Origin of the sequence: Propioniciclava sp. MC1683, from assembly GCF_014164675.1 — a bacterium.
In the GTDB taxonomy this organism is placed as follows: Bacteria; Actinomycetota; Actinomycetes; order Propionibacteriales; family Propionibacteriaceae; genus Propioniciclava.
The window spans coordinates 61693-74352 of sequence record NZ_JACJFX010000016.1 but is presented as its reverse complement, the minus strand read 5'-3'; the positions used below and the strand labels follow the sequence as shown (position 1 = coordinate 74352).

At 69.5% G+C, this 12660-nt stretch carries 12 protein-coding genes and 1 pseudogene; 1 reads left to right on the top strand and 12 read right to left on the bottom strand.

The genetic code is table 11. The annotated features are described in order from the left end of the window. Positions 1-66 precede the first annotated feature (66 nt). Together H5397_RS10915 and H5397_RS18875 are read right to left on the bottom strand one after the other, a co-directional pair. Complete coding sequence (locus H5397_RS10915) at positions 67-687, bottom strand: hypothetical protein (RefSeq protein WP_182817399.1); 621 nt, start codon at positions 685-687, stop codon at positions 67-69. Positions 688-861: 174 nt separating this feature from the next. Next, a pseudogene (locus tag H5397_RS18875) lies at positions 862-1322 on the bottom strand (hypothetical protein). A gap of 174 nt (positions 1323-1496) precedes the next feature. Between H5397_RS18875 and H5397_RS10905 the strand changes: the two are divergent. Further along, on the top strand, positions 1497-1874 hold the full coding sequence (locus tag H5397_RS10905; protein WP_182817398.1) for a hypothetical protein: 378 nt from the start codon (positions 1497-1499) through the stop codon (positions 1872-1874). Positions 1875-1994: 120 nt separating this feature from the next. Here the strand turns inward: H5397_RS10905 and H5397_RS10900 are convergent, their stop codons facing one another. The 10 genes from H5397_RS10900 to H5397_RS10855 all read right to left on the bottom strand — a co-directional run bounded on the left by H5397_RS10900 (position 1995) and on the right by H5397_RS10855 (position 12656). Then, positions 1995-3395 carry a hypothetical protein gene (locus H5397_RS10900; protein ID WP_182817396.1) on the bottom strand — a complete coding sequence of 467 codons (1401 nt, stop codon included), beginning with the start codon at positions 3393-3395 and terminating at the stop codon, positions 1995-1997. A 382-nt stretch (positions 3396-3777) separates the two neighbouring features. Further along, the gene (locus tag H5397_RS10895) at positions 3778-7023 is read right to left on the bottom strand and encodes a LysM peptidoglycan-binding domain-containing protein (RefSeq protein ID WP_182817395.1); all 3246 of its coding nucleotides are present in this window, start codon (positions 7021-7023) and stop codon (positions 3778-3780) included. Beyond that, positions 7020-7454: a TadE/TadG family type IV pilus assembly protein gene (locus H5397_RS10890; RefSeq protein WP_166233243.1), complete on the bottom strand. Its 435-nt coding sequence runs from the start codon at positions 7452-7454 to the stop codon at positions 7020-7022. Before H5397_RS10890 ends, H5397_RS10895 begins: the two co-directional genes overlap by 4 nt. Positions 7455-7458: 4 nt before the next feature. Further along, positions 7459-7878, bottom strand: a complete 420-nt coding sequence (locus tag H5397_RS10885; RefSeq protein WP_255438830.1) for a TadE/TadG family type IV pilus assembly protein — start codon at positions 7876-7878, stop codon at positions 7459-7461. 8 nt (positions 7879-7886) lie between these two features. Continuing rightward, positions 7887-8276 carry a TadE/TadG family type IV pilus assembly protein gene (locus tag H5397_RS10880; RefSeq protein ID WP_309224342.1) on the bottom strand — a complete coding sequence of 130 codons (390 nt, stop codon included), beginning with the start codon at positions 8274-8276 and terminating at the stop codon, positions 7887-7889. Positions 8277-8286: 10 nt separating this feature from the next. After that, entirely contained in the window at positions 8287-8475 is a 189-nt protein-coding gene (locus H5397_RS10875) for a hypothetical protein (RefSeq protein WP_182817410.1), read from the bottom strand. A 38-nt stretch (positions 8476-8513) separates the two neighbouring features. Further along, the gene (locus H5397_RS10870) at positions 8514-9416 is read right to left on the bottom strand and encodes a type II secretion system F family protein (protein ID WP_182817392.1); all 903 of its coding nucleotides are present in this window, start codon (positions 9414-9416) and stop codon (positions 8514-8516) included. Further along, positions 9413-10318 (bottom strand): type II secretion system F family protein, encoded by a 906-nt coding sequence (locus H5397_RS10865; RefSeq protein ID WP_182817390.1) that lies wholly within the window; start codon positions 10316-10318, stop codon positions 9413-9415. The genes H5397_RS10870 and H5397_RS10865 overlap by 4 nt, the downstream gene beginning before the upstream one ends. Next, a complete protein-coding gene (locus tag H5397_RS10860; protein ID WP_182817388.1) occupies positions 10315-11850 on the bottom strand; it encodes a CpaF family protein in 1536 nt (511 codons plus the stop codon). The genes H5397_RS10865 and H5397_RS10860 overlap by 4 nt, the downstream gene beginning before the upstream one ends. Next, positions 11847-12656: a hypothetical protein gene (locus H5397_RS10855; RefSeq protein ID WP_182817386.1), complete on the bottom strand. Its 810-nt coding sequence runs from the start codon at positions 12654-12656 to the stop codon at positions 11847-11849. Before H5397_RS10855 ends, H5397_RS10860 begins: the two co-directional genes overlap by 4 nt. Between the last annotated feature and the right edge of the window lie 4 nt (positions 12657-12660).

Sequence of the window (12660 nt, the reverse complement as noted above, 5' to 3'; positions counted from 1 at the left end):
AAGGAAACCCAAGTGGAAGACCCGGACAGACCGGGCGATCACGCATGCCCGCACACCCTCGTGACGTCAATCCCAGACGGGATCCACAAGCACAAACACACGCACAACGTCAACCGGTGGATTGAGGTTAAGGTAGTCGAGGCTGTTCTTCATCGAGTCGGTGAATCGCTGCGCGGCGATAACAAAGGCGAAATCGCCTGTTTGGAGCACCTCGGTGAGCCGTTCGAAGAGCGCCGTTCGATCATCACTGGTCAGGTCCCATGAGGTCCGCTCGATCGCCTCGGACAACGTTCGTGCACCGCGGAAGGCCGCGTCCACTCTCCCGCCGGCGAGATACCGTTGAACCACGCCGCGGTCGAAGTCCTCGACGCTGAGACGCCATAGATCCGAGCCATAGTCGATCGCCTGCGCCAAGGCATGGCGGAAATCAGGGTTCTGCGGGCCGGTCTTGAATTCGACAAGCACCAGGTCACCTGACCTCGCCAAACAAAGCAGATCGATATAGCCCGAGGCGAGACTCGTCTCCCTGCCCACCACCAAGAGATCCCCGTCGAGCCCGAGGTCGTCAGCCGGAATCAATTGGGGGCTCGTCTTCACTACCTCCTGGAGGTGGTGCTCGCTCGGCGCGGGCGCTTCAATCAGGTCGAACGACTGCTCAGAGCGCGTTACCAACACACGACGCGGCATCGGGCCTCCCTCTCGACCGCACTCTATCGGCAGCTCCTCCGGAGGCATCCAAGTCACAGCGACGGCCACTTGCCCGCTCCGAACGACCGCTTCTGGCGCTGCGGGCGCGCGGTTCCTCACTCGATCGGGGTCTGGTGGGCTGGTCCTGCCCGACGGGCGCAGCGTTCGTTGGTGTCAGCGGTTCGCACGGAGAGAGGTCCGCCATGCGTTCCAAGCTCCGGTCGCCCACAATGCCCAAGCCACGAGGACCGGCTGGAAGAAGAGCCTCACCAGTCGTGCCTCGTCACTGTTGAGCCCGAAGGCGTCTCGACGGGTCAGGTACTGCGCGACGTTGCCCGGGAAGACAGCCACGAAGAACGCCGCCGTCGCCCAGCCGAGCGCCGGACGCAGGGCACGCGGCGCCAAGAGAAGCACGGCCCCGAGTCCGACCTCGACCACGCCAGAGGCAACGACGACGAAGTCGGGGTCCAGCGGGATCCACGGCGGCACCTGAGCCTGGACTCCTGCCGCAGGCTGGTGAGGTGACCGATCCCGGCAGTCGCCAAGAACCCGCCGAGCAGAAAGCGACCCCCGGTCCTGAGCGGGGAGGACCGGCCTTGGAGCGATTCGGCCGAGCGCGGCGACTTGGAGTCCATCCCCGAAGTATCGCGGTGGTTGGCACTTTCGGCATGGATCCGCACTCGCCTGGCGGGGCCCTGACGTACCGTCTGTGGGACCTCGGAGGCGCCAGATCAGCGGGATCTCACGGTGACGGCCAACGACCTGATCAGCCGCTCCTGGTGTGGAGGATCAGGTGGAAGGATCGTCCGGTGAAGGTCTTGGTGGTTGACGGGGCGAATGTCGTTGGTTCTGTCCCCGACGGTTGGTGGCGTGACCGGGCGGGGGCGGCTGCGAGGCTCCATGCTGGGCTCCAGAACGCGGACCTGTCGTTCGACTGGGTCGTCCTGGTGCTTGAGGGGAGCGCTGGAGCTGGCGTGCCGGAGGGCGAGGTTGCGGGTGTCACCACCGTGCACGCGCCAGGTGTGGGGGACGACGAAGTCGTCGCACAGTGCCGCGACCACACGGCAAGCGGCGACGCAGTCACGGTGGCATCGGCCGACCGTGGCCTGTTGTCACGGCTCGATCCCCTCGACGTGACGACTCTCGGGCCGCGCGCGCTCCGGGCCGAGGTGGCCCGCCGGCGATAGCGGAGCACGACAGCGACCACTCGCATCCGCAGCGCCGCGCCGCGCCGCGCGTGGGAGAGTCACACACGCCGCGGATCCTGGTGCGGGAATACAGCCTGGTGGGTGTGGCGCGGGGGGTCATCAGGGCAGGTGGGCGCGGTTGAGTTCTGCCATGAGGGCAGGTCGGCGCCGGTAGGTCTCGCGCAGCCTGATGAGGTGGCTGACTGCTTCCTCGTTGTGCCCGGCCTTGTCGTACAGGGAGCGCGCCCGCACCAGCAGAGCGACGATTGACGGGTACTGCTTCGAGTTCGGAGTGGTGAGTTGCGCCTCTGCTTGGGCCAGGCACAACCGTGCGGCGCGGAGGGGGTAGTCGTCCTCGGAGGCGTCCACGAGTTCGCGCCAGGCCTGACCGGCACCGTGGGCGTCCGCTGCTGCCCAGGCGTCGGTGAGGTTCCCGTCGCTCAGGTGGAGCCAGATCAAATGGTGGCCGCCGGCGCCCGCGCGGCTGGTGGCCTCCTCGATGGCCCAAGTGCGTTGTTCGGCCAGGTCGCCTGACTCGTCGGCGACCGCGCACAACAGGCGGTAGGCGGTCTCGCTGAGGTCGACGGCGAACTGGTCTCGGGCCACCGCGAGGGCTGCGTCGGGACGCCCCGCGTCCAGGTAGGCGCGGGTCGCGACCGGCGCGGAAACCGTGGTGTGCAAGGCCTGCCATGGGTGGCCGACGGCGTGGGCTGCGACGGCACGGTCGAGCCAGTGCAGGGCCAACGCCGTCTGTCCGGCGGCCTGGAGCCGGCCCACGATCTCCCCGTAATAGGGGGTGGGTCCACACGACAGCAGGGTGACAGCGGCGTCGGTGTCCCCATCGTGGTCGGCCAGTTCCAGCAGCATGGCCGCCACCTCATCGCGGTACGGGTCACCCGCCGGCGCGTTACCAGCGAGTGCGGCGACCCTGTCGCGGTAGGCCACCCAGGCCGGGTCGTCCAGGGCGTGGGCGACGGTAGCCAGAGTCAAGGACGGCCAGCCGTACTCCATCCGGAACCCGAGTATCCAGCGGGCCAGCGCGGTGGGGTCGGGGTGTCCCTCCACTGCGCGGGCATACAGTTCGCAGGCGCGCTCGGCGACACCCACGAGTGCGCCAGCGTTGTCGCTTGACTGACCCAGGTCGCCGATCCGGGTGAGGAGGTGCTCCAGCACCTGTCCGACAATGGGGTGTGCGCCCTGGTCGAGGTGGCGTTCCAACTCGTCGAGGACCTCGTCCACGGCTGTGATGCCGTCATCATCGTCCTCGTCATAGGAGAAGGGCTCGCCATAATCGAGGTCGACGCCCGAGATGGCGGCGTCGACCATCCTGACGAGCTCGGTTTCGACGTGGGTGTTGTCGGGGGTGGCCAGCAGCTGCAGCGCGCGCATGGCCTCGGGACTGTAGGACGCCAACACCAGCACAAGCTCGCGCACCGACAGGTCATCCAGACCGGCGAGGAACTCCTCCACCTCCGCGCTGACCGGGTGTCGGACGCCGTCCGCGCCGATCACCGTGCGCATGGCCATCGTCGTTCGCCGTGGCGAACGGAAACGCCGTGCGGGGGAGACGTCATCCTCACCTCTCCGAGATGGTGGACGGTCAGCGTGGGTGGCCAGCGACGGCGCCCCGGGTCCTACCCACCCCCAGGAGAACACACAGGGCGCGCCGCTGACCCCACGAGGCTACACGCGGCAGGCGATCCCGCTCGGGGGCGTCGAATGTCGGGATTCGAGCGCGGCCGCGAGGGGCGCCTGGCTTCCTGGCTGCTGCTCGTTCCCCCATCTGGGCCACCTCGCACGCCGCCCATCCAGTGATCCCGATTTGGGCGTTGCCGGTGCGTGCGATGACGCTAACGGCGTCCCGATGCAGGGGTAGGAGGGCCCATCCATGGCAGCCCGCTCATCAGGCTGACGCTCTGGTGCTTCGACGGGCGAGCCACTTGGGGTTGTTGTCGATGATCTGTTCGGTGCGGGCGGGGATCTCGGTAGGGGCCTCATCTTCGTCGTCGCTGCGGTCGAAGACGTTCTCGCGGAGCAGTTGTTCGGCGGCGCGATGGTGTCCTTGGGACGCAAGCGCGGCGGCGAGATCCAGCTGGGCGGTCTCCTCGGCTGGCGCGACACGGACGGCGAGCTGGGCAGCTTTTTGGGCCGCGGCGTGGTCGCCCAGGGCGAGGCTGGCAGTCGTGACGAGGTGGGTAACGTCGACGATCGAGCACAGGAGGACCTGGTCGAGCCGCTGCCCTTCGCTGAGCCAGGTGCCACCGTTCCGGCGGAGCTGTCCGAATGGCGTGCCGCTGACGAGACTCAAGGCCCGACGAAGGTCGTCCAGGCCGGCAGAACCTCGCGCCTCACCCCGCGCGCGGAGGCGACGGAACAGGTCCGCGTCGACCAGAAGGTCTTCGACTTGATAAGCAGGTCGTCCTCGGACGCTCGCTGCTGCGGTTTGGCGGCTGTCGGGCACGTGCGGACGGCCGGTGCGCGGGTTGACGCCCAGCCAGGTGCGGAGGGCGAGGACGTCCTTGCGGACGCGTCCGGTGGGGATGCCCATGGCGTCCGCGACTTCCTCGGTGGTAGCGCCGTGCGGGCGGGTGGCCAGAAACGCGAGCAGTTCGCTGAAGTAGGGTTTGCGGTCCACGGCTGCGGTTGGCGTCCCGGTGGGGGCGACCCGGACGGTGAGGGGACCCAGCAGCATCAGCTTGGGCAGGTCGCAGCTCGGATCGAACCACGTGCTGACGTCGTCGTCGAGGGTCGGGTCGTCTTGTTCAACCAGCTCGCGGACGCTCTCGGGGATGTGGGGGGCGAGGGCGGTCAGGTCGTCAGGAGTGACGGCCGCGGCGTCGACGTAGACCTCATCGATCTCGGGCAGCACGTTGGTGACAGGCTCGTCAGGGAACCGGTCACGCGCGACGCTGTGCTCCGGCAACAGTTGGCCTGCCTGGTTGGTGTGGGCCCTCCATCCCTGGGCAGCTTCGGGGTGCTGGGGGTACTCGACGTCGGGCTCGTCAGCTTGGGCGAAGATCGCGGCGCACCCGGCCGTGTCCCGTGCGGTGAGCCCGGCGGCGGTCAGCGTGAGCCCGACCCCGGGCAGCTGAAGGCGGCCGTCACCTGTGACCCGGAGCACCTCAGCGTCGATGTCTTCGTGACCTCCGTCGACGTCGATCATCATGAGCGCGGTGCCTGTTTGGCGGGGTTGGTCGTTGAGGAGACGGGCCAGTTGTTCGGTGAGGTCGGTGCGGTCTGTGTCCAGGAGGAGGAGCCGGCTGTCCCACAGGGGGTCGTCCAGCAGAGTGGCGCGGCCGGTGTGGATGTCCAGACCGGCTTCGCGAGTGCGGTCGATCATGGCGACGGTGTCGGCAATGACGTGAGCGGTGATGTCGGCCGTGTCGTGGTGGCGGACGCGTCGTCGGTTGAAGGCGACGGCTTCGGCAGCGATGCCCACGCATTCGACGTGGACGTCTCGGGTCCACGGGTGGACCGCGAGCTCAGCTGCGGCGTGGCGGACGAAGTCGCGTGCCCGATCGGGGTCGCCGATGACGCGCAGGACGCCGGCCTCTTCGAGGTTGTACAGCCAGCGGTGGCCGCCCTCGTCCAGGCCGAGGGTGACCAGCTGCGGGTAGGGCGCGGGTAGTGCACCGTCGAGCGGACCCACCTCGACGAGGTCGCTCTGGATAGGGAGTTCCCAGCGCAGCCGGTCCGGGGCGTGCCGCCAGGGTTCGCGTAGGTCGGCCGGGTCGGCGAGATGCAGCCGGATCACGTCGTCGGCCTGTTCCACGGCGGCGAGGTGAGGCATGGGCTCGCCGGCTCGACCGCGACGGGCCGCCAGGCGCCGGAGTGCTTCGTCGAGGAAGGCGACGTCCAGCGCGGCCGAGGCACCTTCGGTACGCAGCGTCTTGTCGATCGGGTCGAGTGCGGGGGGCGGGGTGGCGATCATCCGGCCGGGACGCCGGGCGCGCAGCTGTGCGGCACGGCGGCGGCCCAACGCCACCCAGAGAGATCCGGCCAGGAGGCTGCCCGCACCGACCAGCCCGGGCACCAGCCAGCCGGGAATGGGTGCCGCCTCGTCCACGGTCACGGTGGAGGTGTCGGCCGCCTCGACGGCTCGGATCGTCTGCACCGGCGCCGGTTCAGGGGCCAACGGGACGGGCGATGCTGCAGGCATCACCGCCGGTTCAGCTGGCGCGGGGAGCTCGTGCGTGACTGGCTCTTCCACGACCGCCTCCGGAGTCACCGCGTCGCGCGTCGGTTGGGTGGGTGATGCAACTGGTGCCAGATTCTGGCCAGTGTCGGGTCTCGGCCGAGGGATCGCCAAGGTCCAGCCGACGTCGATGACGTCAGGGTTGGTGAGGTGGCGGCCGCCAGGTTGCGTGATGGTCCGGGACGCCTCGACGATCTTGGGGAACGCTTGGGCGTCGCCGAGGTGGTCGTGGGCGATCTCGCTGAGGGTGTCGCCCTCGCGAACCGTGTAGGTCTCGGTGGGAGCTTGGTTGGTGGTGGAGTCGGTGCCGCCGACGGGGAGGGCCAGGACCCAGCCGGCACGAAGGAAGTCGTCTCCCTTGCCGTCGAGGAGGCGGGTGTTGAGGGCGGCGATCTCGGTGTAGCGGCGTCCGTTGCCGAGTTCGGCGGCTGCGATCGACCACAGCGACTCGCCGCGCTTGACGGTGTGCTGCCTGGTCTGAACCGGAGGCGCCGTGTCCTCGACGGTGTGAGGCGCCGTGTGGGAGGCGGTGACCTGCGGCGTGGGAGGCGCGGTCACGATGGACGTGGGCGCCGGGAGGGGATCGGCATACGCGAGCGTGGGGCCTGGCAGGGCAACGAACAGGGCCGCCGCGGCCGCGACGAGCTGGCGGGCGGCGACCTGCGGCAGGTGGAGGCCGGGTAGATCGCGGGGTTGGACGCCGCGGATCCGGGTCACGATCTCCAAGAGGATCAGTCCTGCCAGCATCGCCCACGTGACCCAGCCGAGGGCCTTGATCACCACCAGCGCGAGAGTGCCGTCATCGCGTCGCAGGAGCAGGGCAACCACGTCGCTCCAGTCGGTGATGGTCGGCAGGTTGCCGAGGCCAACTTGGAGCAGGAGGGCGGGCAGGCCGACAAGCAGGACGGCAATGCCCACGGTGGCGGCCAGTCCGGTGAGTCGTTGCCGGATCATCGTTCGGTGCCTTGCACAGCGCGGACCAGTCGGGCCGTGGAGTGGCCGGTGACGGTGAGGGAGCGCACGCCGATCGAGGTGAGGAACATCGGGGTGTAGCTGTCGGTCACGGTGACCTCCAGGACGTTCCCGGACCGGACACCCACGCTGCCCGTGACCCCGGCTTGAGCGAGGTAGGCCGATGCAGCTTGCTTGGCGGCCGCGACGTCGACGGTCGGGGTCTGGCCGCGGACGGCTTGGGCGGCCGCGACTTCCTCCCCGGCGGTGCGGGCAGCTTGGGCGGCGAGACTGCGGGCCCGCTGCTGGGCATGGACGTGACCACCGAGATCGACGGCGATCCCGACGCACAACACCATCGTCAATGCGGCCAACGCGAGCCAGACGCTCACCGAGCCGCGCTCGTCATGGCAACGTCGAGTGCGAACGGTCATGGGGTCACCTTCCCCGGTAGGTGTCCAAGGGGCTGGACATGGTGGCAGTGATGGTCTTGGTGCCGCCGAGTCCCGGCAGCCCGATGTCGTCCAGTCGCAGCGCGCAGGTCACGGTCGTGGACACTTGTCCCGGCGTCCCCACCGGGGTGCCGAACGCCGCGGTGTCGACACTCACCGAAGTGGTCGCGCAGTCGAGGTCCTGGTTGGCCAAGCTGCTGTGGGCAGCATGGCTCGCAGTGCTGCGTGCTGCGGCCGGGGTCCGGGCGATGGAGGCCGCTCGAGCGGCGTCCGCGGCGGCGGCCTGAACGGCTTGTTGGGCGATCGCGGTGCGGCCACCGAGGACGAGCAGGCCGACCAGCAGCAGCAGCGCGGGGACGCCGATGACGGCTTCGACCGCGGCTGACCCCCGCTCGTCCCGCTTCATTCTGGGCATTATCGGGTGATCCGTTCGACGGGAAGACTGGCGGACCGTTCCACCGTGGGGGTCCAGCCGGGCACGAGGCTCAGGCTGGACCCACGGACGGTGATGGTGACGGTGACCGCGGTGCGTGATCCGGTGATGGTGACGGCAGTCAGGGAGTCCCCGGCGGTGTCGGTCAAGAACGCAGTCGCTGCGGAGGTTCCCGAGGCGAGGGTGGCGTTCTGGCGGGCGGCTGCGCGGGCGCCCTCCTGGGCCGTCGCCAGCGCGAGCGTGCTGGCGTGGTAGTACACCGCTCCCTGGACGCCGCTGAAGAGGATCAGCAGCAGCAGCGGCATCAGGACGACCAACTCGACCGACGCGGAACCGCGCTCGTCGGCGCGGAAGGACTTGGGACCCTTCACGATGCTGCGTTCAGCCGAGGGCGGCGATCTTGCCCTGGGCGTACGCGGTGATCGCGGCGCCGATCGCGATGGCCAGCAGCACGACTGCGGCGGTGATCACGGCCTGTTCGGTGCTGACACTGCCGCGCTCGTCGCGGAGCTTCGGGTCGAGCCAAGCCTTGATCAGCAGGAACGTGGTTATCAGGCGGGTGGTCAACATGGGGTTTCCTCTCGGTTGGGTTGGGTTGTTGCGGGAGGTCAGGAGGTCAACAGGCGGAGCAGGGGCGGGGTGACGAGCAGGGCGATGAAGACGACGCCGAGCAAGCTGCCGGGCACCACCATCCGTTCGGACAACTCGTTCGCCTTGCCCTGGGCGTTGGTGAGCAGGGCGGTGCGCAGCGCCGTGGAGCGAGCCCTGAGGGTGGCGTACACCTGGGCGCCCTCCTCCCCGGACAGGCGCATGATGTCGGCCAGGTCGGCCAGTTCTGGGACGCCGACCTCGTCAGCCAGCGTGGTGAGCGCGTCCCAGGGTGCTTGGCCGGACCAGCGGGATCGGGCGAGTTCTTCGCCGACGCGGTGGAAGACCCAGCTGTGGCCGATGCCGGCGGCCGCTTCCATCGCTTGCCTCGGCCCCGAGCCGGAGTTGCGCTCGAGGGCGACCAGGTCGACGTAAGCGCCCAGCGCGCGGTGGAACTCCAGCCGGCCCCGTTTGGCGTCGTCACGGACGTTCAGGTTCGGTAGGAACCACAACGCCCCAGCCAAGGCGAGGCTCGCGGCCACGGGCACGACCACCGGTACCTGGAAGCCGAATAGTCCCACCACCAACACCAGCACGCTGGGGAACACCAAGCCGAGCAGCGCGAAGGTGATCTTCTCACCGTAGTAGCGCGGCAGGCTGATGCGCAGCAGCGCTAGTTCCCGGTTGGGCACCCTGCCCCACACACCGCCCGGCAGGTTCCGCATCGCCCAGAGGCCGACACGCTCCTTTCCGCCGGTGACCGGCACGTCAACGGCGCCGCGCCGGCGGCGTCCGTAGGTGGGCGACAGCCGCTCGACGACGTCGCCCAGGTCCGGCGCAGCGGGCACGAGCCGCCACACCGCGAGTACCAGCCCGAGGGTGATCAGTGCGCCGGAGGCAAGGGCGAGCTGGGCGCCAGTCATGACGCCCTCCCCGCACGGTCCGCCACCAGTTCGACTTCAGCGGCGAAGCCTTGGCTTTCGCCGAGGAACCGCGGGAGGGGCTCACCCACCGACATCCGCCGTAGCCAGACCAATGTGCCGGCGTACGCGCCCAGCAACACCGCCAGCAGGGCTTGGCCCAGCGGGGTGCCATAGGGGGCCATGAACTGGCCGTTGAAGGCGAGGAACCCGAGCACACCCAACGTGATCAAGGTGACGTTGCGGGCGGTGGCGCGGGGCTTGGCCCTGTCAGCTTCGACCTTGCGGCGGGCGGTGACGTCGTCGGCCACCGACTCGGCCAACCCCTGCAGCACGCTGGCCAGGCCGGCGCCGCGTCGCCGGGCACCCAGGATCAGGTAGGCGGCCACCAGGTCCCCGGTCGCGTCGTCCAGCTCGTCAGCGAACTTCAGCAGGGCGTCCTCGGTCGACCAGCGGGCACGCAGCCGGGCTACCAGCCTGGACACCTCCGGCTTGATCGCTTCGGGGGTGGAGCGCAGGGTGGCGACCAGTGCCTGCTCCAACCCGACCCCGACGGTGAGGACGCCGGCGAGGTTCCTCGTCCACTCCGCCATCGCCTCGAGGCGTTCGATCTGGGCCGTCTCAGCCGGGGACCGCAACAGGCTGGGCAGACCGACCACGGCCAGCGGGATCGCCACCACCGCGACCAGCCAGCCCGACAGCACCGCGACCAACGCGCCGGCGCCGAAGCCGACCAGCGCCAACACGCGGGTGCGGGTCGGGATCTTCCGGACGCGCCGCCGCAGGGCAGCGGTTCGGCGCGGGTTGGTGGGCGGGGCCACCGGGCGGGGGCGGAGTGACGCGATGACACCCAGGACGCCAGCGGTCACCAAGGCGCCGGAGAGCGCAGCGAGGAGGGCGGTCATGCGATCACACCGTTCGAGCGTGCCTCGGTGAGGAAGCCGGCCAGGTCGAACCCGTGATGCTCCAGCCGCCGCAACTCGTCCGGGAGCGTGTGCGCGACCGCGACCCGGCCCTCATGGGCGTCGAACACCGTGGTGGTGGCGTAGCCGAGGTCCTTCTCGCCGGGGCTGATGGCGACGATCTCGGACACCCACCGGTGGCGCCGTTCGGTGCCATCCGGCAACTCCTCGACCTCCATGTCCAGCTGCACGATCAGGTTGATGGTTTCGGCGAGCTTGCGGGTGGCCAGCTCGTGGGTGACCTGCGGCCCAAACTCCATCGCGCAGGTGACGAGCTTTCGCATTGCACCGCGCGCGTTCACGCTGTGGGTCGTCGAGATCGACCCCGACCCGGACTCCATCGCCTTGACCATCAGCCAGGCCTCCGGGCCACGGACCTCCCCCACGATCGTGCGCCCCGCCGTGAACCGAAACGAGTCGTGCAGGGCCTCATTCAGCGTGAACTCCCCCGACTGTCGACCGTCCGGGCCGCGCTCCCCCGAGCCGGGCCGCGACTGCCACGCGTACACGATCTTGTGCCGGTCCGGCATCTCGTGCAGACACAGCTCGAACTCCGACTCGAGGGTGGCGATCGACTCCTTGGGGTCGAATGCGCCACACAAGGCGCGGGCCATCGTCGTCTTCCCGAACCCCTGCGCCCCTGCCACCACGACCGACAACCTGGCCCGGACCGCTGCGGTCAGGAACGACGCGGCCAACGGCGACAATGCCTGACGATCAACCAGGTCCTGCAGGCTGACCTCGGTGAGCCGGTGCCGGCGGATCAATACGAGCGGCCGTGGGCTCACCCAGGCGGTGGCCGCCAGCCTCGACCCGTCATCCAGCTGGAGGTGCAGTTTTGGCTGGGCCTCGCTGAAGGGGCGAGCCGACATTTCCGACCGGGACGCCAGGAAGGTCAGGAAGTCGGTCAACTCCTGGTCCGAGTCAGCGACCGGCGGTCCCGGGACCCGGCTGCCGTCGGCCAGGTCAAGCCACACCCCGTCGAACCCGACGATGGAGATGTTCTCGATCCTGTCATCCTCGATCAAGGGCTGCAGGCGACCCATGCGGAACAAGGCGTTGAAGATCGCCTGCGCCAACTCGTCCTGCTGGACAGGCGTCCACGATGGCCGGCCGGCGGTCACGGCGTCCGCTGCCGCAGCCTCCAGCAGCTCCACGATGATCGAGCGGCCCAAAGCCTCCTGAGCGGCCTTGTCCAGGTGCAGCCGATCGCCGCCGAGCTGCTTGGTCAACAACTCCGAGGCCTGTGACCGGAACGCGGCCACCAACTCCCAATCCACCTCAGATCCCGTGGCGCGGCGCGGGGTGGGCGTGCCCGAAGGCTCGCCGGCGGGCACGGCATGCAGCCCGGAAGCCGATCGCGGCCGAGCCGGCCGCCCCACGTGCTCCTCACCGGCGTCAGCGCGCCGGGCGCGGGACTCGAACAACGGCAACGACCGCGGGTCGGGTCGCCTCTCGTCAAGGGGCAGCGTCATCGGGAACCTCCCAAAGTCTGCGGAACGGAACGGGCCAACCACGCCAGCGGGGACACCGGACGACCCACTCCTGCTGAGGCGTGGACGCGGATCGCCTCTCCCAAGGCCGACAACCCCGAGCGCAATGGAGCGCGCCTGGAGAAGGAGCCGCGGGCCCTGGACAAGACCGCGGCCGAGTGGCGGTCCCACGGCAGGGTGCCCACCAAGGGCAGACCCAGCGCGTCGGACACCTCGCGGGCCGAGTACGGGTGGCCCTCACCAATCACCACCACGCCCACGCGGGTGGCGGTGGCCTCGGTCTGGTCGCGGAGGGTCTCGGCCCACGACGTGGCCGCGATCACCGCGGGCAAGGTGCTGCGCGTCAACAGCAACGTCAGGTCCGCGCCGTACAACAGTGGGGCCGGAGAGCCGACCAAGCCGAGGCGGCCCGCGTCGACCAACACGTCCTGTCCGGTTGCCTCCAGATCCCGTAACGCATCCAACAGCACCGGCCACAAGGTGGTCATGCTGCCTGCCTGGGCGTGGGAGCGGCTGCCGGGCAGCAGCCGAGCCTGCGAGCCAGGCAGATCGAGGAGCTGGTGCGGCAGCTCGGCGGCAACCAGGTCCTCACGTTGGGCCATCGCCAATTCGATCAGGCCGCCGTCGTGGGCGACCTGGCCTTGGAAGTAGCCGGCCAAGATCCCCGACCCGCCCGTTGGGTCGGCCTCCACCAGCACCACCGGACGCGGCCAGCACAGCGCGAGGCCCACGGTCGTGGTCGACACCCCCGGGGAGCCGGAGCCTGCCGTCAACGCGATGATCGCCATGGCC

What these genes read in the sequence shown, in the direction of transcription:
- H5397_RS10915 (WP_182817399.1), bottom strand. Translation starts at nt 687, where the DNA reads ATGCCGCGTCGTGTGTTGGTAACGCGCTCTGAGCAGTCGTTCGACCTG.
- H5397_RS10900 (WP_182817396.1), bottom strand. Translation starts at nt 3,395, where the DNA reads ATGCGCACGGTGATCGGCGCGGACGGCGTCCGACACCCGGTCAGCGCG.
- H5397_RS10895 (WP_182817395.1), bottom strand. Translation starts at nt 7,023, where the DNA reads ATGATCCGGCAACGACTCACCGGACTGGCCGCCACCGTGGGCATTGCC.
- H5397_RS10890 (WP_166233243.1), bottom strand. Translation starts at nt 7,454, where the DNA reads ATGACCGTTCGCACTCGACGTTGCCATGACGAGCGCGGCTCGGTGAGC.
- H5397_RS10885 (WP_255438830.1), bottom strand. Translation starts at nt 7,878, where the DNA reads ATGAAGCGGGACGAGCGGGGGTCAGCCGCGGTCGAAGCCGTCATCGGC.
- H5397_RS10875 (WP_182817410.1), bottom strand. Translation starts at nt 8,475, where the DNA reads ATGTTGACCACCCGCCTGATAACCACGTTCCTGCTGATCAAGGCTTGG.
- H5397_RS10870 (WP_182817392.1), bottom strand. Translation starts at nt 9,416, where the DNA reads ATGACTGGCGCCCAGCTCGCCCTTGCCTCCGGCGCACTGATCACCCTC.
- H5397_RS10865 (WP_182817390.1), bottom strand. Translation starts at nt 10,318, where the DNA reads ATGACCGCCCTCCTCGCTGCGCTCTCCGGCGCCTTGGTGACCGCTGGC.
- H5397_RS10860 (WP_182817388.1), bottom strand. Translation starts at nt 11,850, where the DNA reads ATGACGCTGCCCCTTGACGAGAGGCGACCCGACCCGCGGTCGTTGCCG.
- H5397_RS10855 (WP_182817386.1), bottom strand. Translation starts at nt 12,656, where the DNA reads ATGGCGATCATCGCGTTGACGGCAGGCTCCGGCTCCCCGGGGGTGTCG.